The organism is Bacteroides stercoris ATCC 43183 (assembly GCF_025147325.1).
In the GTDB taxonomy this organism is placed as follows: domain Bacteria; phylum Bacteroidota; class Bacteroidia; order Bacteroidales; family Bacteroidaceae; genus Bacteroides; species Bacteroides stercoris.
Window position 1 is genome coordinate 3628756 of the sequence record NZ_CP102262.1, and the last position, 24431, is coordinate 3653186.

The window sequence follows — 24431 nt, forward strand, 5'->3', positions numbered from 1 at the left end:
CTAATCACTAACCGCTAAAATTTATTAATACAGTCTATATACGCTTCCACCGACGCAGCTATAATATCCGTATTGGCGCCGAAACCATAGTAGATACGGTTATCATATTCCACCTGCATGTGCACCTTACCCATATCATCACTCCCCTTGCTGATGGCCTGAATGGTAAACTCCTTCAACGTCATGTGGCGGTCTATTATCTTCTTCAGGGCTTTGATTGCGGCATCTACCGGACCGTTTCCGCTGGCGGCGGCTTCGAACTTCTCACCCGAAATGTTCAACCCGATACTGGCTACCGAACGGACACCTACGCCGCTCGTCACCTGCAAGTATTCCAGTTTGATACGATGATTCTGCGAGCGGTCCGCACCTGCCAATACCAGAATATCATCGTCGTTAATATCTTTCTTCTTATCGGCAAGTTTCAGGAAATCTTCGTAAATCTTATCCAGTTTCTGCTGATCCAGAGACACGCCCAACACCTGCAGGCGGTTCTTCAAGGCAGCGCGTCCGCTACGGGCGGTCAGTACGATAGAGTTGTCATCGATGCCCACATCGTGCGGGTCGATAATCTCATAAGTCTGCACATTCTTCAATACGCCGTCCTGATGAATGCCCGACGAGTGCGCAAAGGCATTACGGCCTACGATTGCCTTGTTAGGCTGCACCGGCATATTCATCAGGCTGGATACCATACGGCTGGTAGGGTAAATCTTCTGCGTGTTGATATTGGTTTCAATATTGATATCCTTATGACATCTGATAATCATAGCCACCTCTTCAAGCGAAGTATTTCCGGCACGTTCGCCGATACCGTTGATAGTAACTTCCACCTGGCGGGCGCCGTTCAGCACACCTGCCATTGTATTGGCAGTAGCCATACCCAGGTCGTTGTGGCAATGCGTGGAGATGACAGCGTTATGAATGCCGTCCACATGCTCCATCAGATATTTTATCTTCGCACCATACTCACCGGGAAGGCAGTAACCGGTGGTATCGGGAATATTCACCACCGTAGCGCCCGCTTTGATAACGGCTTCCACCACACGCGCCAGGTATTCGTTATCCGTGCGTCCGGCATCTTCGGCATAGAATTCGACATCCTCTACATAGCGACGGGCATACTTCACTGCCGCTACGGCACGTTCGATAATCTCCTCGCGGTTGGAATTGAATTTATATCTGATGTGCGAGTCGGAAGTACCGATACCGGTATGAATACGTTTATGCTTGGCAAATTGCAGAGCTTCCGCCGCCACGTCAATATCTTTCTGTACGGCACGTGTCAAGGCGCAAATCGTAGGCCACGTCACAGCTTTGGAAATCTCAATCACCGAGTTAAAGTCACCCGGACTCGAAATGGGGAATCCCGCCTCAATCACATCCACGCCCAGCGCTTCCAGTTGCCTTGCCACCTGAATTTTTTCCACTGTATTCAACTGGCATCCCGGAACCTGCTCGCCATCGCGGAGCGTTGTGTCGAAAATAAATAATTTATCACTCATCGCTTCATTGTATTTATAAATTCATATTCCATAAAAAAAGCCTTTCACACAGGGAAGTGAGAAAGGCTTTCGTATATTGTTATATCTTACATATATTTATGCACAGCACTCACTTCCACTAAACTTTGCCAGTAGAATAATAATACCACACAGTAGAATATATGTAAAGTTCTGAATCATCTTGTTTTTTTGTTTAATGATGCAAAGGTATAGATTATTTTGTAGCATGCAAATAAATCAGTAACTTTTTCATCTGAAATAATATCATTTTATAAGATTATATTCATTTATCGCACCAATATATCACAAGAAAGGCGTACCAAACAGGCACGCCTTTCCTTTATGTTTCAGTTCGATACAAGTCCTGAATTACTTCTTTTCACAAGGTTTGTCACACTTGGCGCTATCGCAAGCGGCCTTCGGACAATCAGCTTTCGCGCAATCGGCTTTCGGACAAACGGCAGAATCAGCCTGGCAGCAAGCCTTTGCAGAGTCACATACCTGTTCTGTTTGTGCAGCGCAACAAGAGTCTGCTCCGGCAGCATTGGCATCAGCAGCTTTTTTGTTACCACATGATGTTACAGCGAAAGAAAATGCTACTGCCACAGCAGCGAATAAAACTTTAGTTTTCATACTTCAATTTGCTTTAAATATTAATTAAAAAATCAGTTCGCTGACAAATATACGAAAAACAACCCGGTTTTCCAAAACGAGGAAGAAGAGAAGTAAGAATAAACTTATCGGTAAATTGATTGTTTGTCTGGTGACACTATCATTTTTTGTGACATTATTTTTATATTATTTTTTAGACAGAAGAACAAAAGAACGTAAAGAGAGGGGGATGTAGTTCGGGGTGTTGTTCTGGCTGTACAGTAAATTCTCTGTACTAAGGGGGATTTAGGAGACATAGCATTCATAAAAATAATCCCCACTAAAAATCTGCTGACCCCAAGAAAGCAAGCAAAACAAAGAAAAGAAAAGAAAAGAAAAGCAAGCAAAACAAGGCAAGTATAAGGCAAGGCAGACAAAATAGCCCAAAAACAAGAAAGCCCCTGCATCTTCCGATACAGGGGCTTCTCTCTCTAAAAAACGGCGACTACCTACTCTCCCACTGTTACGCAGTACCATCGGCGTGACTGAGCTTAACTTCTCTGTTCGGAATGGGAAGAGGTGGAACCTCAGTGCTATAGTCACCTGAATAAGGCAGACATGATGTAAAAAGTAAAGAACAACCGGTAATGAAACCGGTAAACTGAACGTATATACCACCCATACACGGAAAAACCAAAAGTGAACGGGCAATTAGTAATGCTCGGCTATGACATCGCTGCCTGTACACCTGCATCCTATCAACGTCATCGTCTGTGACGACCCTAAGAAATCTAATCTTGTGGCTGGCTTCGTACTTAGATGCTTTCAGCACTTATCCAATCCCGACTTAGATACCCGGCAATGCACCTGGCGGCACAACCGGTAAACCAGAGGTCAGTCCAACACGGTCCTCTCGTACTAGTGTCAGAGCCACGCAAATTTCATACGCCCACGATAGATAGAGACCGAACTGTCTCACGACGTTCTGAACCCAGCTCGCGTGCCACTTTAATGGGCGAACAGCCCAACCCTTGGGACCTTCTCCAGCCCCAGGATGTGACGAGCCGACATCGAGGTGCCAAACCCCTCCGTCGATATGAGCTCTTGGGAGGGATCAGCCTGTTATCCCCGGAGTACCTTTTATCCTTTGAGCGATGTCCTTTCCATACAGAAACACCGGATCACTATGCTCTAGTTTCCTACCTGATCGACTTGTTAGTCTCCCAGTCAAGCGCCCTTATGCCATTACACTCTGCCGACGGTTACCAATCGTCGTGAGGGCACCTTTAGAAGCCTCCGTTACGCTTTTGGAGGCGACCACCCCAGTCAAACTACCCACCAAACAGTGTCCCCGCAACCGCGGGTTAGAACTCAAATAATCAAAGGGCCGTATTTCAACAGCGGCTCCACAAATACTGGCGTACCTGCTTCGAAGCCTCCGGCCTATCCTACACATCAATTACCCAAATTCAATGTTAAGCTATAGTAAAGGTTCACGGGGTCTTTTCGTCCCATCGCGGGTAATCGGCATCTTCACCGATACTACAATTTCACTGAGCTCACGGTTGAGACAGCGTCCAGATCATTACACCATTCGTGCAGGTCGGAACTTACCCGACAAGGAATTTCGCTACCTTAGGACCGTTATAGTTACGGCCGCCGTTTACTGGGGCTTCAATTCAATGCTTCTCTTGCGATGACATCTCCTCTTAACCTTCCAGCACCGGGCAGGTGTCAGGCTGTATACTTCATATTTCTATTTTGCACAGCCCTGTGTTTTTGTTAAACAGTTGCCTGGACCGATTCTCTGCGCCTCAAGTCACCCTGAGGACCCTTTATCCCGAAGTTACAGGGTCAGTTTGCCTAGTTCCTTAACCGTGAATCACTCAAGCGCCTTAGTATATTCAACCCGACTACGTGTGTCCGTTTGCGGTACGGGTACCACAAGGATTAAGTTTAGCGGATTTTCTCGGGAGTATGCTTACATGCACTATTGGATTGTCCCGAAGGACGCTCCATACTATCAGGTTCGACTCTTCCTGCGGATTTGCCTGCAGGAATCAACATCTACACCCTTTAACGGACTATTCCGTCAGTCCGCGGCACTGTCACTGCTCCGTCTCCACGTCACTCCTTGAGGTAGTACCGGAATATTAACCGGTTCTGCCATCGGCCTCGCCGTTCGGCTGAGCCTTAGGACCCGACTAACCCTGATCCGATTAGCGTTGATCAGGAAACCTTAGTCTTTCGGCGAGGGGGTTTCTCACCCCCTTTATCGTTACTTATACCTACATTTGCTTTTCCACACGCTCCAGAAAGGCTCACGCCTCGCCTTCAACGCTGAGTGGAATGCTCCCCTACCGATGTTTACACATCCCAAAGCTTCGGTAGAATACTTAATGCCCGATTATTATCCACGCCAAACTCCTCGACTAGTGAGCTGTTACGCACTCTTTAAATGAATGGCTGCTTCCAAGCCAACATCCTAGCTGTCTTAGCAATCTGACTTCGTTAGTTCAACTTAGTATTCATTTAGGGACCTTAGCTGTTGGTCCGGATTGTTCTCCTTTAGGACATGGACCTTAGCACCCATGCCCTCACTCCTGACATAGAACTGACACGCATTCGGAGTTTGTCAAGACTTGATAGGCGGTGAAGCCCTCGCATCTTATCAGTCGCTCTACCTCATGCCAGTATAAGTCAAGGCTGCACCTAAATGCATTTCGGGGAGTACGAGCTATCTCCAAGTTTGATTAGCCTTTCACCCCCACCCTCAGGTCATCCAGAAGCTTTTCAACGCTTATTGGTTCGGTCCTCCAGATGGTGTTACCCATCCTTCAACCTGCCCAAGGGTAGATCACTTGGTTTCGCGTCTACTCCTTCCGACTGAACGCCCTGTTAAGACTCGCTTTCGCTTCGGCTGCAGGTCTCAAGACCCTTAACCTTGCCGGAAAAAGTAACTCGTAGGTTCATTATGCAAAAGGCACGCCGTCACTCGTAAGAGCTCCGACCGCTTGTAGGCGCATGGTTTCAGGAACTATTTCACTCTTCTGTTCGAAGTGCTTTTCACCTTTCCTTCACAGTACTGGTTCACTATCGGTCTCTCGGGAGTATTTAGCCTTACCGGATGGTCCCGGCTGATTCACGCAGAATTCCTCGTGCTCCGCGCTACTCAGGATACCACTAGGCTTCGACTGGCTTCGTATACGCAACTATCATGCTCTATGGTTGAACTTTCCAGAACATTCTACTCACCAGTTTTCTTGCCACAACGTGGTCCTACAACCCCACATATGCCGTAACATAGGTGGTTTGGGCTGGTCCCCGTTCGCTCGCCACTACTAGGGGAATCATTATTTATTTTCTTTTCCTGCAGGTACTAAGATGTTTCAGTTCCCTGCGTTAGCCTCCAACTTGGTTGGATGATTGGTCTTCAACCAATCGGGTTGTCCCATTCGGAAATCTCCGGATCAAAGGTTATTTGCACCTACCCGAAGCTTATCGCAGCTTATCACGTCCTTCATCGCCTCCGAGAGCCAAGGCATCCGCCATGCGCCCTTGCTTACTTTTAGTCTTACCGACAACGTATGGTCGATATATACTTTCAGCTTTAACTTTACTTTTTTCTGTTACATCATGTCAAAGATCGTTTGAGAATATTCCGATTTAACGGAATCTCAAGAGTGGAGAATAACGGATTCGAACCGTTGACCCCCTGCGTGCAAAGCAGGTGCTCTAGCCAGCTGAGCTAATCCCCCGAGATAGTGGTTAGTAATAGACGGTCAGTGATTGGTAATTAGTAATTAGAATTAGTAATTAAAATCGTCTGTGTCTCTCACCAAGACTATGTCGTAGTCCCAGGCAGAGTTGAACTGCCGACCTCTACATTATCAGTGTAGCGCTCTAACCAACTGAGCTATAGGACTGTCAGTCAAACCCTAGCCCGAAGGCTCGGCTTCTACTTTCTCTTTATATTATTAATAAACAATCTTCGCAGTACAAGAGGTTCTTATGGAGGTAATCTCTTTAGAACCTACTTTTCGTCTTTTTTCTGAGCGTCGCTCCAGAAAGGAGGTGTTCCAGCCGCACCTTCCGGTACGGCTACCTTGTTACGACTTAGCCCCAATCACCAGTTTTACCCTAGGACGCTCCTCGCGGTTACGTACTTCAGGTACCCCCGGCTTTCATGGCTTGACGGGCGGTGTGTACAAGGCCCGGGAACGTATTCACCGCGCCGTGGCTGATGCGCGATTACTAGCGAATCCAGCTTCATGGAGTCGGGTTGCAGACTCCAATCCGAACTGAGAGAGGCTTTCGGGATTAGCACCACGTCGCCGTGTAGCTGCCTTCTGTACCCCCCATTGTAACACGTGTGTAGCCCCGGACGTAAGGGCCGTGCTGATTTGACGTCATCCCCACCTTCCTCACATCTTACGACGGCAGTCCGGGTAGAGTCCCCAGCATAACCTGATGGTAACTACCCGTAAGGGTTGCGCTCGTTATGGCACTTAAGCCGACACCTCACGGCACGAGCTGACGACAACCATGCAGCACCTTCACAACTGTCCGAAGAAAGAACCGTTTCCGATTCAGTCAGTTGCAATTTAAGCCCGGGTAAGGTTCCTCGCGTATCATCGAATTAAACCACATGTTCCTCCGCTTGTGCGGGCCCCCGTCAATTCCTTTGAGTTTCACCGTTGCCGGCGTACTCCCCAGGTGGAATACTTAATGCTTTCGCTTGGCCGCTGACTGTATATCGCCAACAGCGAGTATTCATCGTTTACTGTGTGGACTACCAGGGTATCTAATCCTGTTTGATACCCACACTTTCGAGCATCAGCGTCAGTTACAATCCAGTAAGCTGCCTTCGCAATCGGAGTTCTTCGTGATATCTAAGCATTTCACCGCTACACCACGAATTCCGCCTACCTCTGTTGCACTCAAGGTCGCCAGTATCAACTGCAATTTTACGGTTGAGCCGCAAACTTTCACAACTGACTTAACAACCCGCCTACGCTCCCTTTAAACCCAATAAATCCGGATAACGCTCGGATCCTCCGTATTACCGCGGCTGCTGGCACGGAGTTAGCCGATCCTTATTCATACGGTACATACAAAAAGCCACACGTGGCTCACTTTATTCCCGTATAAAAGAAGTTTACAACCCATAGGGCAGTCATCCTTCACGCTACTTGGCTGGTTCAGACTCTCGTCCATTGACCAATATTCCTCACTGCTGCCTCCCGTAGGAGTTTGGACCGTGTCTCAGTTCCAATGTGGGGGACCTTCCTCTCAGAACCCCTATCCATCGTTGGTTTGGTGGGCCGTTACCCCGCCAACTGCCTAATGGAACGCATCCCCATCGACAACCGAAATTCTTTAATAATTATCCCATGCGGGAAAACTATGCCATCCGGTATTAATCTTTCTTTCGAAAGGCTATCCCAGTGTTGTCGGCAGGTTGGATACGTGTTACTCACCCGTGCGCCGGTCGCCATCCATCAAAGCAAGCTTTGATGATGCTGCCCCTCGACTTGCATGTGTTAAGCCTGTAGCTAGCGTTCATCCTGAGCCAGGATCAAACTCTTCATTGTAAAAGTATTGTTAATCATTCCATATAGGAATGGTTGTTGCTCTGTTCAGGACGCTCGAATTTAAAAAGTATCTATTACCTATTTAATAAGTAATGACGGTTCTTTTTATTTTACCCAAGACCGTTTCTTTTTCAGGAACAAGTCTTGCTCTTGTACTACTTGTATTGTTTATGTAAATCTCTTCAAAGATCGCTTCTTTTATGTCGGCTTTCTTTTCAGGAAAGCGGATGCAAAGGTAAAAACTTTTAAGTATATCTTCCAAATATTTTCGGAAGTTTTTTTTCATCTTTCCTTTTTCCCGTCATCTCTCTTGCGAAAGGGAGAACAAAAGAAAGATTGTTTTACCGACCCGGATTCAAGAAAAAGTGTCAACCAACGCTGCTTACTTTTTGAAAGCGGGTGCAAAGATAAGAATTTTATTTCATATCTTCCAAATGTTTTCGGAAGTTTTTTTTCATTCTGCTTTTTCAAAGGAGGGATTTCAGAAAGAAACAAGCCCCAAGCAGAAGAAATAGGTAAGAGTTCCTACGCCGTTCCTGTCAGAATGTCAAAACATCGCTGCTCCCGTTCTCGAAAGCGGGTGCAAAAGTAGGACTTTATAACATACAAGCCAAATATATAAGGAGATTTTTTACACGGAATATGAAAACTTTTTCGTAACACGCTGATTGATAAACATGTTGAAGAACATGTTTTTTTTGAATGCCAGCAGAAAGGAGAAAGGGATGAAAAGAGGTACACAATATAATATATGCGCGCCCGTACGCGCGCACATATCAGAGGCTGTCAAAGCCATTTTCGTTTAAAGAATCACTCCGTTAAAGAATCGTTCCGTTTGGAAGAATACGCAGATCGACTTCGTTTTCTCCCCGTTCCAATTCCACCAGATAATACGATTCGGTACGTGTTTCCACATAATCCGCATCATCTATCCTATAATCCGCATACGTTTTTCTGATAACATCGAGCACAGCCGCGGGAAGTTCATTCACCCGCACGCCCCATTCGGTTCTCACCCAATCCTGCGCACCGTTGAAGTACACATCTTTCTCACGTCCTTCGTGAAAAATTTCCACTTCCGTCATGCCTTTCTCCATATCGGATTCGATGATACGCGCTCCCGCATATTTCTGAGTGATGAACTCCTTGATTTTGTCGGTCAGTATGCCGCCGGCGTTATTTCCGGGTCCGGCAGGGTTCTGCTCCATCGGCGACAATTCGCCGGTGGCGGTAATCTTTACTTTCACGTCACCCATGACAGACTCCAGTTCGAGGCGGTAATATTCCTCTGCCGAAGTTACATAATGGTCTACATCGTCCACCCGGTAACCGGCATATTCAGAAGCGTCCAACGCCTGTTTCACCACAGCGGGCAATGCGGCATAGCTCATTTCGGTCTTGGTAAACAGCCAGTTGCCCGTCCCGTCAAACAGCAGTTCGCGCACTACCTTTCCATCCAGAATTTCCACTTCCGTCATGTTATCTTCACGGTCGATGTCCAAAATGCGGGCATTGGGGAAATTCGCTTTCAGGAACGCGTCCACACCTGCGGCCGGAGCTACGGGGATGTAATCGCTGTAATCATAATCTTCGTCCATGTCGACCAGCTTTTTCACCAGTACGCCGTCCTTCGAATAATAAAGGTCGATTTCCGTTGCCACGCCGTCTACCGTATTCTTCACTTCAATCACATAGACATCTTCCAAGCCATTGCGCTGAATCCGTTCCACCTCGTCGACGGTCCATGCGGAGTACTCGCTCTCGCCGAAAGCGGTTTTCACTTCTGCGGGTAACTGGTCGAAGAGGATTTCACTGTCCGTCGTCATGTACCACCGGCCGGCATTGTCGAACCAGGCCGCATATTCGCCTGCTGCCGCACGGGTAGCCGCCATATTGAAATCCGCCACCACATACTCGCCTTTCACCGACCAGTTCACATCGGTAGCATTCGGATAGAGCTGAAACAAAGCAGCCTGCGCCTCGGCACTCACCTTACCGTTTTCCGGACCACCGACACCAGGTGCATCGTCGTTACTGCAACTCCACAAACTCACAGCCATACAAACCATGGCAAACAAATGTTTTTTCATAATCATTCTTTTTTTCATTTACAAATTCAAGACACTGTTTTTCTCTTTATCATAAGAGGCTTCATTGATACAACCTCTTCTCATGCCACAAAAGTATGGGGCAAATCTGGAAAGAAACTGGAAAGACTGAAAAAACATCTCCCCTCACCCCGCACACCCCGGATTAGGCGGCGCTGCTTCCCGCACAATCGCAGCCGCATCGAAGCAGGGACACTCCTTTATCCACTCTTCGGGTTCTATCTCGCCGTTGCCGTTCAGGTCGGGACTGAGGTCGCGGTGACCGCAGAGGCGGCTGCCGGGATAATCGCGCAGCAACAGCATTACGAGCACCCGCAGGGAGTGTTTCTGAAAATCGGTGCGGGTATCGGCTGGATGTCCGTGCGCATCGAGTCCGCCTTCGTAGCAGATGCCCAAACTGTGGGCGTTGTGGCCGCGGACATGCGCACCGGGCTGTGTCATGGGACGGAGCGTCTTTATATCGCCGTTCCTGCGGATGTAATAGTGATAACCTGCGTCGGAGAAGCCCCGGCGCAGGTGGTCTGTTGTCAAGTCATGTTCGGTGTAGCTACGGTCACAGCGGGTAGCGGAACAGTGAATGACGATGAGGTTGATAAATCTCACTTTTATTAAGTATAAAGTTAAGTAACTTAAGAATTAAGTACGTAATTTACGTATGAAGTACAATCAGGCGGGCATTGCGTTCATGCCTAAAGCGCCTAAAACAGCCGAAGCTACGGCGATTACGATTTTAAGGAGCTTGTCCCACCAGTTTGATTTTGTTGCCATAAGATTTAAATTAAGGGTTAGGTTAAAAACTATGATAAGGGCGTGCCCGAATGCTGTTCCGCATAAAAAAGGAAAACGGGATGAAAAAAAAATCCGAAAATCAGCAGGAAACCGACTATCCGAGCGGATTCTCCTCTTCGCCGCTATTGCCGCCGCTACCACCGGAAGAACTGCCGTCCGCAGGCTTGTCCAGCGAGAAAGCCACGTTTGCCGGGCTGCGGGTGGCAGCCGTACTGCCGTTCACAAGCTTCAGCTCCTTGTCGGGCACAAAGCGGATATTCACTTTGGAGATATTCCTCACCGTGCAGTCTTCCGACTTCTCCACACCCGGACAGCGGAACGTCATGTGAAGCGTGCCGAGCTGGTTCAGCTTCACCTTGTCGCCGTTGGCAAGGTTCGCCTGAATCTCTTCCACAAGAGCCTCTATCACGTGCTTCACATCGCCTTTTGTCATGGCGCAGTTCTTCTGAATACTGGCGGCGAGGACATCGATATCCACCGTTCCGCACGTTTTGGGTTTCTGACGGAGATAATACAACATGGGAGAGCTTTTATCGCTCACGATTCTACGACGCTGAAAGCGTTCTACAAGTACATCCATAAAAATAAAGTTTAGGTTTAGATTAAAAAAACAGTAAATAAAATTCTTAAAAGAAAAAGCCCGGGCCACACAACAAACAAAAGATTTAAGGCGCCTTATCCAATAATTACTTCCCTTCTCGAGCACATCACAAAGATACGAAATCAGAGAGGCAAAGTCAAGTATTTTGCCATTTATTTTCCGGTAAAAGCGAAGTTTTTTTCTAACAGGAAGAGCGTGCGTTTCTCGCCATCCACTCCAGTGTGGGTTCGTACTCGCCAATCTTCGTCAGCGTGGGGTTATGCCCGAAATATACATCTCCCGTCTCGCCGTTGCGGTGCTTGGCAAGAATCACCATGCCCAACCCTTCGGAAGGGAATTTGCTCTTGCGCTCGGACGTCAGTCCGTACAGTGCGGGACGATAGAGCAACATCACCACATCGGCATCCTGCTCGATGGCGCCGCTCTCTCTGAGGTCGCTCAGTGCAGGCCGCTTGTCGGCACGCATCTCGCACTCACGGTTCAACTGGCAGAGCAGGATAACGGGAATATCCAGCTCCTTGGCTATCAGCTTTGCCTTGCGGCTCGCTTCCGCCACTTCCTGTTCACGGTTGCGGTTCTTCTGTTCCGACTTCATATCGCAGAGTTGCAGATAGTCGATAATCAGCAGGTCGCAATGCCCCTTGCTCTTTTGCAGCAGAGCCGACGAGCGGATATGATCCATGCTCGCCTTCGGGTTGTCGTCCACATACACAGGCAGGCACGACAGTTGCCGGGCGGCTTCCAGAGCCTGTTGCTGCTCGTCGGCGCTGAGTTGCCCGCTTTTGAGGTGTCCGGCATCCAGCGAGGCAGCCTGTGCGCAGAGCCAGCGGTCGCCCAGCCTTTCGCCCTGCATTTCGAGGCTGTTCACCAACACCTGCTTCCCGGCACGTCCCGCCACCAGTGCCAGATGCAGGGCAAAGGCGGTCTTGCCCACCGAAGGACGGGCGGCTATGATGTGCAGATCGCCCCGCTGCCAGCCGGCAGTGAGCCTGTCGAGGTCGCGCAGGCCGGTGGGGATGCCGGTGATGCCGTCGCGGTTGTTCGCCACCCTGCCGTCCATTTGCCTAAGGGTATCCAGCATCAGGCGGTCCATGTCGCGCAGGCAGCCGGCAAAGTCGGTTTTACCTTCCAGGTGGTCGATAAGCTGATGCAGTCCGGCCAGGGCATCGCCCAAATCCACCGACTCATCGGCGGCTACGGCAAGCAGACGATGCAGGCCGCTAATCATCTCGCGCCGGATATACATGCCGCGCAAGATAAGCGCATGATACTCCAGGTGGGCGGACGATGCCACCCTGCCCAACAGACGCGCCAGTTCGAAGGCGCCGCCCACGAACTCCAGTTTGCCACGGGCGGCAAGCTCGGCACGCACCGTAATGATGTCTATCGCCTTGCCCGCGCGGTGCATGGCAAGCAGGGCGGCAAAGATTTCGCCATACTTCGCTTCGTAAAACATTTCGGGGCACAGCTTCCCACTTACAAGCACCATAGCGGTACTTTCGGCGAGACAAGCGCCTAAGATTACCGACTCCAGGTCGGCATCATGAGGATTGAAGATTTCTGCCATAAAGGTAAAAGGGCGATTAATTGACAAATTCGTTTTCAAAGATTCTATATTCCAGATACTTGGCAGCCTGGTAGCAGAAATGCGTATTGTTCAGGCTGAAATAATAATCTTCCACTTTCCGGTAGGCAAGTTCGCGCTCGCGGGTGGAGAGTTTTTTCCAAAGGGCGCGGACATAGCTGCCGTTCTCCACCGGCAGGTGGGTGGTGCGGCCGTAATAGGCAAGAAACTCCCTCAACGACTCTTCGAAAGCGGCGGAGGATTTCGACTTGGCGGCAACGGGGGCGGCAGCAGCGGAAAAGCTACCGGCAGCGTTCATAACCTTCCCAATGGATACCGGCTGTCCCGTCCAGGCATCATAGCCGGGCACATGGATGTGGCTGGGGCAACAGCCCGGCACGCGCTCGATAAGTCCTGCAGCGAAGCACCGGTCGAAAAAGCGCCGGGTACGCGCCCTTGTCCAGCCGAATATGTCCGCCCAGCCCATAAAAGTGATGACGGACTCTCCACGGGCACACTGCACCCCGGCTCCGTTGCAGAATACTACGGCAGGCTTGAAGTTGACGTTTGTCAGCACCCGCAGGAAGGCTTCTTCCTCGCAGCATGCCGCACCTTTTTTCTCGCAAATCTCTTGTAGCAATGCACGCGAAACCATGACATAGCCCATTCTAAGCAAATTGTTTTTCATACTAAAGTTACAGATAAATATTGATAAATGTCGAAACCGGAAAACGACCGCTCCGGCGGTCACGGCACATGCCTTTACGTCAACCGGTTATGCACGTGCGGCAGCCATGCTTCCGGCCACGCAGCGTACACAATATAATTCAATAGAAGATAAGATATACTATCGTATATCTACGGCGTAGCGGTACGGAACAGCGACGCAGAGCGGCAGAACCGATGATGCGTTCCACCCCTACGGATGATGTATACGAGTGTAACAGACGATGTGTCCGCCCCTGACAGACGATGTGTTTTCATTGATTTCATTATTCTTTCTAATTGTTTAAAATTTATACCACACCGCCCGGAAGCGTTTCACTGCCCCAATGCACGATGAATACACAAAAATATCAAATAACGAAGAGGCATGAAAAGTAAATATTTACACGTAAAATCATGTAAATATTTACTTTACAAACAATTAGAAAGGAAAGTACGTATTTTATTTCACTGAATTAATGGTTGTGAAACAGAGACTCCGGTGGTGAGAAAAATACATAGAATTAAAGATACCCAGTTTGCTGGAAATAGTTTTTATTTACAAATTAAGCCCCTCATTGAAATTATTCATAAATTCTATTGGAATTGTTTCTCTAATCCGTTCTATATTTTGCACTTTACCCTGTACAAAATTGTGATTTTCATATATATTTTTTACAAACTCATTGCAATTCACCCGATATAATATTTTACCTACTCCTGCTGTTAGTTTTAATATTCCTATATTATTAGGTTTAGGAGATAAAAACTTAATTCTACCTTCACTCTCCCAAGCTCCTTGCTCTTCATTCCTTTCCCATACCAACTCGGTACTTCCATTTGATTTAGCAAGATAACCAAGCAATCTGTAATATTCCTGTTCATTAGCAAATTGCATTTGTCCAATTGATCCAAAACTTTGTTTATACATAATATTTACGCTGCATTATAAAATTGAACTAATTTCTTTTTTATCTCTACAAAAGTCAGGTTTGTACTTAAATCAGTTGCCAATCCTGTATTGATAACATATACAAATGATTCTTTTCGATAATACTTATCACCAACAAGTTGCAATGAGTTCTCAATAGTATCGGCTTTTGCTAATAGACAAACCAATTGATAGTCCTTGTTTATCTGTTGAGTTTTATTATTTGGGTGAGCCTTTGTATTGTGTTGGGTTGCAGTCAATAATATCAGATTTTCGACATAATGAGCAATCTGAGGAAATTGCGCTTTAGGAAATATATGATGTACTTGCGTAGCTTCACCATTTCCCCAACTATCTTTAACCTCGCTATCTGAATGAATTTTGCGAATCAGAGCTATTGCCTTTTGGACATAATATGTATTAATAGCTTCTTGCCTTTCTTTAATTTCTGGATTCAATGCCTCCTGCCGTGTTACAGTTTTATCTTTGTCTATATCTCTCCAATTCTTTTTGTTGTACATTAAATCAGAGTAATATGTCAATTTTCCACTACTACCACGAAGATGATGTTCTACAGCAAACACATTTACTACTTTATGAAACATACGTCTTATATCTAACCGTGAATGTGTCGGAGTATTACCATTTATAAACCTATAATAACGGTCATACAACACCTCTCTAGCTGCAATAGGATTAGAAACACTTTCTTTCGTATACTCATCGAAGAATTTACTGAATCCACTATCTGACATAACTTTCATGAAATAACAATATAGGAAGTTATATGCGTTACGGTCTTTTCTTGAAATGTAATCCAACAAATCTTCATTGGCAACAGAAAAAGTAAGTGCACTATTGATCTTTTCAACATTCAGAACATGCGCATATGCCAAAAGCTTTAATGGCTGTGAAAGAACTTTGTTGTATTCATTATAAGCTTTCTTATCATTAGCCCAAGGTTTATTAAATATCACTCTTGAATTTTGAATAAAGTATTCGGTTTCCCATACATCATTAATAACAAACACTGGCTTAGTGGCAATCATATTCATTACGCAATCAGCCATAAAGCATACAATATCTGGAGTACACTTTTGATCTACATACCTCGCATTATGAGATTTTCGTACATCCAAATCGAATTGGCTAAGATATTCATTTATAACTTCTCTCATACTCGTTGAGATTTAAGTTTTCCAAAAAAGAAAACGGAATTATTGTCAATATTAAGTGAACGTGTTCCTAAATTACGCGCAATCGCATAAAATTTGGTAAAACTATCCGTTGCGTAAAATGCCAAATCTGTTTTAGTGATTGAATCACCAGCATTTGCAAGCGTGAGAATTGCTACAGAACCATCAGCTATGCACCCTTTCGGCAAGAAACAAGCACGTGGATTATATGTAAGATTAGGTAATAAGATACAATTCGCCTGATTCAAATACTTTGCAACATCCAAACCTTCTATGTCATCAATATAACTATCATATTCGGGGATATTGATTATCTCGTTATCTCCAATATTACGTGATTTGAGAACACGAATTTTCCCATTGCTCTTCGTTATGGATTTTGTTATAACCCTATCTCTATATGCCTTAAAGACATTAAAATCCATCTTATTTGCGACCTTATCAAATTCATCATTACGATAAATCAACCAATAGGGAAATTTATCATCCATCAAATATGTTTGCTGGTGTTCATCTACACTATTCGTAATATAAGATTCAACAATTGTATTTTTCGGTTTTTTCCGAGTATCAAGAATAAAGCAAATTGTTTCAATTTTCACCCCCTTAAATCCCTTTTCTCCGAAATCTATGATATGCGACAATCTCTTTTCTTTCATTAATAAACGTGTCGTATTAAATTCGGGAGCATTTATAAGACTTTTAGGCACAACCAATGATACAATATTACCTATTCTCATAGCTTTCTCTATGAAAAATGAAAATATATTATTAGTATCCTTATTGTAAGATTCTGATTTGTAAAGAGAAAGCAATTCTTTTTCTTTTGTCAGCTTTTTATATGGCGGATTACCTACAACAATGTCATACTTCTTATTAAATTGATACAACAAAAAATCTGCATGTATGTAATTTATATGTACGTTAGATGGTATATTTATCTTGCCTACCAATTCTTTCAGAATTTCAATGCTTACAGAATCAATATCAACCACGTCAATATTTACAATAGGAATATTTGAATACTTTTGTATTAATGTCGGCAAAAAATTGCCCACGCCAATGGACGGTTCCAAGATATTTAATTCCGTATAATCCTTTGCTTCGGGCAGATTCTTAACAATAGAGAAACAAATGTCTTGTCTTGTGTAATATGCTGCATTATCCTCTCTTTGTGCATTTGCCAATTCTGCAATTTTTGATAAATCCGCAAAGCTATGATAATTGGAAGTTTTAATATAGTCCAGCAAATATGACGGATTTGTTAATTGTTTTTTTTCGATCAGTACTTTAATGTCCTGTTCTGACAAGATCGGTTTACATAAAACTTTCCGTATTTTATGTGCAATTTGTCGAAATATAACAGTTGGAACAGCTTCTCCTAAGTTTTGGCGAATATTTATTTCTTCTTTCTTCAAAAACTCTCGTTTTTGTTTCTCGGATAAAGCATTCAAATCTTTAAATGATATATCAGACCATGCAAAAGACGAGGGAACCGACATCATAAGCATTATTTCCCTAATACTGAAAACACGATTGTCAGTAGGATGTACTGTATTCTGGCTCGCCATAATATCATTACGCGTGTGAATACAAGGAGCTACCTTATCCCAACATTGCCGAGTATATTTATCTCCATTTTTCCGGGCATTATATACAACAACACCATCTTTAACTGTATGCGGAATTTTTGATATATCGGTATTGTCAAAAGCAGATTGCCCTTCCTTAATATCGGCAATCCATGCTTCCATATGCGAAGAGTATCGTCGGAAATTATGGTATATATCATCAGGTGATATTTCTCCCATTTTTGTTAAAGACGGAAGATGTCCTATAACCTGACGCAATGTTCTTTCAGGTTGTTTATTTGGATATAAATCAAAAGGTGTAATCTCTTTCAAATCTTTCCTAACTCCGACTACAAGAGTTCGTGTACGACTGGATGGATTGCCATAATCCTTAAAATTAAGAACTTGATACGAAATATTATAAATTCCTGATAAATTACTGTTTATGGCCTCTTTTATCGACTTGTCTTGACCATCAATATCAGTACAAACCGAACTTAAAAACGCACGAACATTCTCATAAATAAAAAATTTAGGTTTGATTTGTTGTGTCATTTTTATTGACTCTACAACCAATGAGTTACGTTTTAGCTCGTCTTTCTTTTTATGGTTGGCTACAGACATGCCTTGACACGGTGGAGTGGCAATAAGCACATCAAGATCTGTAACATTAAGTGCGCTTTTCCAAAGAGTAAGTTCATTAAAAACTTTATCTTTGGTTTCCTGTAAGGTCATATCACCACAAATATAACCACTCTTATACGCACACTTGTGATTATATGATTGTATTTTTAATCGTCGCTCTAACAATTCTACTGTTGCAATACAGTAGAACCCCTCTTCTTTGAATCCATAACAGCCAACCCCTGCACTACTAAATAGGCTGATATAGGTTTTAAGACCATAAACTGATTTAGCTTCAGATAATACAGCCGAAGCTAAATCTGAATCCATCATATCATATTTTACTTTAGCCATATTATATATCTTGTTTCAATGTTTCAACTACTAACAGCAATGCTTTAGATGCTACTTTTTGGTCATTAGATACCACAGCTGACACTTTGTCTGCAAGCCATAAAGTTAATAAATGTTCGGCATTGACATGAAGCATTTTTGACAAAATAGTAATTTGTTCTTTTTTTGCTTTTCTTTCGCCTTTCTCTATTTTGCAATATGTAGCTGTATCGATATCTAAAGCTGCAGCAATTTGCCGCTGCGGTATCTGATTTTGAATACGAAGTTCTTTTATACGTTCTGAAAACATTTATTTTACCCTTTAGCGTCTTGACATTATTTGGCAAAATTACGACTTTTATTTTGTTTATGCACTAAATTTGAGCCAATAATTTGATTGGCTTAAATTTAGTGATTGTGGTACAGCTAATTATTCATCTATTTTCTTTAAATACCCCTACTTTCCTTTACTATTGCATGGACTGCCATATGTTCTACCTTTACTCCTCAAACTATTTCTTGAGGGTAACTACATATTATCTTACAGCAAATCCCCCTATAAACGATTATAAGATTTATAGGGGGATTATAATTTATATACCCTACTGCTTAACAAGGATTCACACTGTAAGGCAATATAGATGGATGCTATCCTCTTGATAGTGGAAAATGGCTGAGCAGGATACATACCTGCTTCACACGCGACTCGGCAGTGTATCCGTTCTCACCACTTCCTAGGCATAACCTGCTGCTACCGCCAGGCAGCACAGCGTCACTCTGCTCAAATTCCCCAATCATACTAAGAAAAAGCCACCAAGAATTAACACCGAATTATTCTTCTATTATAAAGGCCGGTGGCGTCTTAATGCAGCGAACCGTACGGGATTTGTTTGCATTATGGTCTTCCGCCTTGGCTGTAGTTTCTGTATGAGTCCAGCTTTGGTGTCCTCCACTTATGGTTGCCCACAATACCTTTGAAACAATTGATTTTGAAGAATCAAATTGATGGCCTAATGCTCCCAAGACCAGATTGTTTTCGTCAAAAGCGATTTGAATGTAAGTGGCTGTTGCAAGGAGGCCTCCTTCCCACGCTACATTTCCTCGGCTATGGGCTGAAATAACGGCCGGTCTTCCACTACCTGTAGTGTAATTTACCGGTGCGCCATTAAGCGTGTAGTTAACAGCCCCCGATTTTAGCAAATGCTCAAAATCTTTCGAAGCAGGAAGCTGGTATCCGTCCGGACAATGGCTGTTTACCGGTCCATTTCCTATGATTGCCGGATTCTGGAGCGCCCCATACGAATCGAAATAGAAACGCGGGACGGATGCGTCATACTTTAAATTCATTCCCTGCGTATAACGCCCTTTATACTGACTGCCGGTTAAACGTACAAATTCCTCGTCAGAACAAGAGGCAAAATAGGCAGACAGATCACCTATTGTTTCAGATTCACTGACGGTTATCTGGTCATCGAAACTCTTTGAATTTCCTTGTAAGTTGAAACGACACCAGTAAGTGTCACCCATAAGGACAACAGGCAAGCCGTGATTCAGCCGGGTAACGGTGTATGTTTCATGTATGCCATTCGGACCGCTTACAGTGAGCAAACCCTCCTGAGTGCTACCATTGGCCTCCGGATCGTTAGGCTTGTAGCCTGCCTGAATTTCATAAACTCCGTCTCCTTGGGGTATCGCCCTTAGCCAACTGCCACCACTGACAATAACCTCACAGTTCTTAGGTACCTCTATCTGGCCTAAAGCACTGTCGACATATTTATTGAAATGAATGTTATAGGGAGGAGTGTTTGTAAGATGATTATACAATTCTCCCTTGAAGGTCGTGGCATTGGACTGGACAATTACCAGCCGGCCACTGTAGTGCCCCGGGTGCTTCTTGCTGTGCATATTCAGGTACACATATTCTGCCTCAGTACCCGGTTTTTTCCAAGAAGTGCGTACCAAGAACTTTTTCCCTTGAAGGTCGGCACGAGTTTCTGTATACGGAGTAATGGAGGCTGTTGTCCCATCAATTGTGAATTCTGCATCTTCCGGTATCTTATCCAGTACAAGTATCGACGTTGACTCCTTGCTCGGGAGGTAAACCGTATCTTTTGTTGCACTTACATATGCCCCGTCAGACAAAGTAGAAAGTTCACTATTAACCAAAATATTGGTAGAAGGTTTTGCCGTGATAGTTTCTTCGACTTCCCAACTTTCATTTTCCACGGATATGCTTGCCTGCAAATTAGCACTGTCTCCGCTAAATAACTTTATTTTATAAATGTGGTTTCTATGGATTGTGTTAGGCAGTGCCAGTGAAAGTGTGACAGGATCTCCTTCAAGGGTGCCATGCAGCTCCACAGGAATACCGTCCCCCACTTGTTCATACAGGTAGACTAATCCGGCATATTCACCCGGCTCCAATGGAGTATTGAATGTAGTATCTATTTTTGCCAATGCTGCACCGGACGGCGAACTGACCGGGTTTTGCGGAAGCAGGAATGCTTCACAATGTATGTTATCCATACTTATCCTATTGATTTGTATGTCGGCATCGTCAACTATGTTTAAGTCTATTCTGGCAATGGCCCGTGTAAGCAATACTTGGGTGGTACTTTCTTGGCTTCCGGTTAAGTCTGCCTTTCCAGTCATCACCGGTTTCTCTCCATTTGCTTGAGGAGAGGAAGAGGATATTGTAGTGGCAAGCAGTTCGGCCTCTTTCAATTGGCCTATTTCCTGTGTAATCCCATTCAGCAGATTACCGGTGTTTACAAAGAAATAGATTTGCTCTCCTTCGGCTAACGAGCTGATTGTAGTGTATCCGTTCTTATCCACTGTCAGATTTTTGTAAACGTCGGACAGAACTCCCTCTTTGAACAGATAAGCCTCTATGTTTCCTGGCAGTTCCGTACTATAAACAGTTTCCGAAGTCGGTGTATAGACCAAAAGCCGGAGCGAATGCTCATTCTGAATATCATTTGTTTTTCCAGTATCAAAATCCTCCTTAGAGCATCCGATGCAAAGTATTGAAAATAATACAGATATAATAACAGACAAATGTTTCATAATTATTAGTAGATATTGGGATTACTTCTTGATTTTAATATTGTGTGGGAATTGACAGGAAAATCTTTTATGTTATTCTTGTAGAACACATCAGCGCATCCCGAAGCCCACTTTCCGTATGTCATAGTGCTATTATGGTTGTACCCTAAACAATGACCTAATTCGTGAAAAATAGTGGAACAACATCCGCCACTGTTTTCGTAATGATAAAGGAAAGATTTCTGATAGACTCCCCAGGTTCTGCCCCCACCTAATCCTGATACACCATTGCCACTATATACAAGTCCGATGTCGAATCCGGAAAGGTTTTCCAGTCTGGATATAAGCGTTGATGTGTCAACTGGATACCTGTTATTGTCAAGAAAGGTTCCTTGGAACGTCGAAACCCGCTGCTGGAACTTTTCCAGCGTACACATATATCCGATATTCAAAAAGAGTGCAACAGCTTCCCTGCAATGTACAGGGCGTATTCCCCACCAGTTCTTGTTGGGAGTTCCTGTTACGGGATTTCCTCCATTAAGTACGAATTTGATGTACCATTTCGCTTTTATCTGGGAAATCTTAGTCCAATACGGGTCGTTGCAAGCTATCTTAAGACTCAAGGAAGCCGGATTCATCTCTTCTGCTGAAAATTGTAGAACTTTACCTGATTCAGTGCGGTATAATCCTTTCTCCAGTACCTTTATCGATGTCTTAATATCGGCAAATGCCGGAATGTTATCAATGTAAACGAACTCCACATATTCATCCATAGTCGGACTTTTTGCCATGACTGTAACCTCTTTTATGCCTACGGGAGAATAAAATCTCATGTGCAAACTATCGTTCTCCATATTTATCTGCAAAGGTTGGGTTATACGAAATGACCGTAGATTTGCATTGGTATAGACTGAAGCAGGTTCTTCATCACTTAGAATCGTATAATAATTTAGAGGAGTGAGCTCATCGGCAAGGTTAGTACCCACATTGTCTTCCGGATGTACAGCCTGCACATGTATGGTAGAATGCCTGGCGGCATCTAAGGTTGCCTTTGCATCATACTCCGTGTCAAAACTTTCCTTTCGGTGATTCATTGTATTTACTACTACTTGACCGGAAAAACCATCCTTTATGGTAGGGAAAAATAAGCACTGTTTTTGTTCCGATAACGAGAAGGATGCTATGCTTCGCTGCCCCGAATGGCTGCCGTCTGCATGCAGGGCAGAATAGCTCCTGCTGTCTTCCGAAGGAATAAAATGACAGTCGTGAACCGATTTGCGCACATAATCGCTTTTGTATTGTATATCAAAAGAAACCAGCCCTACAGCTTGGGGAATGCGTATTTCCTCTATCTTGATTTTTCCGTTTATTACCGAGAACTTGTGATTCGTATAATAATATTGGGCTTTCAGAGGCTTCGCCGGCGTATTTTCAGGAAAAGACAGCCACGGTGAGGAACTTTTCTCTATTTTATGTATCCGGGCTCCATCCTCTTTATAGTTACCTTTCATGGCTAATATAAGAAGGTTGTAGGTGCCGGTTTCGAGCCCTTCCACCATCACTGTTGCAGGATCGGGGAATTTAACTTCACGGTCGATGTCAATTTGGCCCTCTTTGAGAACATAGGCACAAAGAGTATCGAAAGGTGCGGTCAAATCCACGGTGCGGGTAGCGGAACCCGTATCGTCAAAAGCCTCTGCCTTTAAGCGAAACAAAACACCCGTGCCGTCATATTCGGCTAACGGATAACTATTGTCTTCTATTTCGTCCCGGGTGCAAGAAGCCAAGAACGGCAGAAGAAAACAGCAAATAAAAATCACTTTTGAGATACGCATAAATAATTCGGTTAAATTACGTTTTACTTAGTAATAATATTGAAGCAACTTTAATTCATGAAATTCCCCTCAGACTTTATGCACAAACAGCAAATCTTCAATCATCAGGTCGAGTTCTGCCGGATGGATGCTGTCCTCGTGATAATGGAAGTAATGGCTGAGCAGGGTGCGTACCTGCTTCACACGCGACTCGGCAGTGTATCCGTGCCACTGCCACACTCCTGCATCAAGTGCATGGCGAATGACACCGACGGCAGGGGCAATCATGCCCCGCACATCATCGCCGGGATAAATCTGAGTTTTTTCCTGGGGCAGGATAATGGTTACTTCGGGGTGGTAAGCGCGCACTACGCGCAATGCTTCGGTCCAACGGACGTGCTTGGCTATGACATCACGAGTTTCTTTCTTAGGATTCTTCATTACGGGTTATCAATTGTTAAGATTATCAATATTTCTGTTATCTGTCATTCATCTATCTACCGGCTCTCACTCAATATTCATTTACCGATTATCATTCATCTGCCGGCGTTCACCACTCTATTTTTCCTACGTGCCTCCATCCGCTTCTCGAAAAGCTCCGCCACCCATACAGGAAAACCGAAAACGGCTACGAAAATCGCTAAAAACAGGACGCCTCCGCAAGCGATTCCGTAGCATATCCCTCTGTGTGCAAACAAACAAAAACACGAACAAAGTCGGGACAAACCTTTTTTATTCATAACATTGGGACTGTTTTCGGGTTCTATTAATTTCGTTATCATTCTAATTCCAATTCTAAAGTTCAGGCAAAAGCCTTATTATCAATACCAGCCGGATACTTTTACTTTTTCCAACCGCCACGGACAACAAAGCAGAACCTACAGTTTCAATCAAGGTCGCGGATGCAGCGAAAATATCTGTCCGTACTAACATTCTTCGCGTCCAGCACAATGGCTCCCGTATCATTATAACGTACATACGGGTATGAGTTTCCGCCCCCACCCGCTTCGGTAGCCGTTCCTCCTGCCACTCCCGTCAGCCCTGCCTGCTGTAGCTCCGGCCACAGGATGTAAATCAGTATCGCTTCCTTTAGTGTGGGCAAGCGCCAGCCGCCGCCATCATCGGCAAGATTCCTGCACCTGTTTACGGCATTAATCCAGGTAGCGGAAAATCTGGCAGCAGACAGTTCAAACCTGTAATACACCTGCTCGTCACTCGCTGCCGAACCGATATTGGTTTCATCATCCGTACCGAGCCTGGCATTTGTGCCGTCCGTGGCACGCGCTTTCTTAACCTTGGTGTGCCGTATGGCAGAAGCGTCTATAATGATTTTTCCGTTCTCTTTCACCACTTCCTGGGCATAACCTGCCGCTACCGTCAGGCAGCACAGCACAACCCATAATGTTCTCATGCTTTTTCTCATATCCTCATTGCTGTTTCATTTGCGTATAACCGTACAT

The 24431-nt window shown here is 44.8% G+C and carries 18 protein-coding genes, 2 tRNA genes and 3 rRNA genes; all 23 read right to left on the bottom strand.

The window, feature by feature from the left end:
* Positions 1–14: 14 nt before the first annotated feature.
* The 23 genes from NQ565_RS15380 to NQ565_RS15490 all read right to left on the bottom strand — a co-directional run bounded on the left by NQ565_RS15380 (position 15) and on the right by NQ565_RS15490 (position 24382).
* Complete coding sequence (locus NQ565_RS15380; protein ID WP_005654367.1) at positions 15–1505, bottom strand: 2-isopropylmalate synthase; 1491 nt, start codon at positions 1503–1505, stop codon at positions 15–17.
* Positions 1506–1874: 369 nt separating this feature from the next.
* Positions 1875–2138: a hypothetical protein gene (locus NQ565_RS15385; protein WP_005654366.1), complete on the bottom strand. Its 264-nt coding sequence runs from the start codon at positions 2136–2138 to the stop codon at positions 1875–1877.
* 454 nt (positions 2139–2592) lie between these two features.
* Positions 2593–2703, bottom strand: a 5S ribosomal RNA gene (rrf, locus tag NQ565_RS15390).
* An 84-nt stretch (positions 2704–2787) separates the two neighbouring features.
* A 23S ribosomal RNA gene (locus NQ565_RS15395) occupies positions 2788–5668 on the bottom strand.
* A gap of 112 nt (positions 5669–5780) precedes the next feature.
* Positions 5781–5854 (bottom strand) — tRNA-Ala (locus NQ565_RS15400).
* Between the two features lie 94 nt (positions 5855–5948).
* Positions 5949–6022 (bottom strand) — tRNA-Ile (locus NQ565_RS15405).
* A gap of 141 nt (positions 6023–6163) precedes the next feature.
* Positions 6164–7690: ribosomal RNA gene (locus NQ565_RS15410) — 16S ribosomal RNA — on the bottom strand.
* Together the 16S, 23S and 5S rRNA genes with 2 tRNA genes alongside form the textbook arrangement of a ribosomal RNA operon.
* Before the next feature lie 82 nt (positions 7691–7772).
* The gene (locus tag NQ565_RS15415; protein WP_005656778.1) at positions 7773–7976 is read right to left on the bottom strand and encodes a hypothetical protein; all 204 of its coding nucleotides are present in this window, start codon (positions 7974–7976) and stop codon (positions 7773–7775) included.
* Between the two features lie 532 nt (positions 7977–8508).
* On the bottom strand, positions 8509–9786 hold the full coding sequence (locus NQ565_RS15420) for a PepSY-like domain-containing protein (protein WP_050759565.1): 1278 nt from the start codon (positions 9784–9786) through the stop codon (positions 8509–8511).
* 138 nt (positions 9787–9924) lie between these two features.
* Positions 9925–10401 carry an N-acetylmuramoyl-L-alanine amidase gene (locus tag NQ565_RS15425; protein ID WP_040316137.1) on the bottom strand — a complete coding sequence of 159 codons (477 nt, stop codon included), beginning with the start codon at positions 10399–10401 and terminating at the stop codon, positions 9925–9927.
* A gap of 63 nt (positions 10402–10464) precedes the next feature.
* Entirely contained in the window at positions 10465–10566 is a 102-nt protein-coding gene (locus tag NQ565_RS15430) for a smalltalk protein (protein ID WP_016661691.1), read from the bottom strand.
* A gap of 115 nt (positions 10567–10681) precedes the next feature.
* Entirely contained in the window at positions 10682–11167 is a 486-nt protein-coding gene (locus NQ565_RS15435) for an HU family DNA-binding protein (RefSeq protein ID WP_016661692.1), read from the bottom strand.
* Between the two features lie 202 nt (positions 11168–11369).
* Entirely contained in the window at positions 11370–12755 is a 1386-nt protein-coding gene (gene dnaB, locus NQ565_RS15440; RefSeq protein ID WP_005656794.1) for a replicative DNA helicase, read from the bottom strand.
* Positions 12756–12771: 16 nt separating this feature from the next.
* Positions 12772–13440 carry a hypothetical protein gene (locus tag NQ565_RS15445; protein WP_005656796.1) on the bottom strand — a complete coding sequence of 223 codons (669 nt, stop codon included), beginning with the start codon at positions 13438–13440 and terminating at the stop codon, positions 12772–12774.
* A 170-nt stretch (positions 13441–13610) separates the two neighbouring features.
* The gene (locus NQ565_RS15450; RefSeq protein ID WP_259830367.1) at positions 13611–13745 is read right to left on the bottom strand and encodes a hypothetical protein; all 135 of its coding nucleotides are present in this window, start codon (positions 13743–13745) and stop codon (positions 13611–13613) included.
* A gap of 271 nt (positions 13746–14016) precedes the next feature.
* Complete coding sequence (locus tag NQ565_RS15455; protein ID WP_005656800.1) at positions 14017–14388, bottom strand: hypothetical protein; 372 nt, start codon at positions 14386–14388, stop codon at positions 14017–14019.
* Positions 14389–14393: 5 nt separating this feature from the next.
* Positions 14394–15566 carry a protein kinase family protein gene (locus NQ565_RS15460; RefSeq protein ID WP_005656802.1) on the bottom strand — a complete coding sequence of 391 codons (1173 nt, stop codon included), beginning with the start codon at positions 15564–15566 and terminating at the stop codon, positions 14394–14396.
* On the bottom strand, positions 15563–18133 hold the full coding sequence (gene dcm, locus NQ565_RS15465) for a DNA (cytosine-5-)-methyltransferase (RefSeq protein WP_005656804.1): 2571 nt from the start codon (positions 18131–18133) through the stop codon (positions 15563–15565). Before dcm ends, NQ565_RS15460 begins: the two co-directional genes overlap by 4 nt.
* Position 18134: 1 nt before the next feature.
* Positions 18135–18422 (bottom strand): helix-turn-helix domain-containing protein, encoded by a 288-nt coding sequence (locus NQ565_RS15470; RefSeq protein WP_005656806.1) that lies wholly within the window; start codon positions 18420–18422, stop codon positions 18135–18137.
* A 521-nt stretch (positions 18423–18943) separates the two neighbouring features.
* A complete protein-coding gene (locus NQ565_RS15475; protein ID WP_005656810.1) occupies positions 18944–21178 on the bottom strand; it encodes a hypothetical protein in 2235 nt (744 codons plus the stop codon).
* 5 nt (positions 21179–21183) lie between these two features.
* Entirely contained in the window at positions 21184–22992 is a 1809-nt protein-coding gene (locus NQ565_RS15480; protein WP_005656812.1) for a hypothetical protein, read from the bottom strand.
* A 69-nt stretch (positions 22993–23061) separates the two neighbouring features.
* A complete protein-coding gene (locus NQ565_RS15485) occupies positions 23062–23412 on the bottom strand; it encodes a hypothetical protein (RefSeq protein ID WP_005656814.1) in 351 nt (116 codons plus the stop codon).
* A 445-nt stretch (positions 23413–23857) separates the two neighbouring features.
* A complete protein-coding gene (locus NQ565_RS15490) occupies positions 23858–24382 on the bottom strand; it encodes a hypothetical protein (RefSeq protein WP_229087196.1) in 525 nt (174 codons plus the stop codon).
* Positions 24383–24431 lie beyond the last annotated feature (49 nt).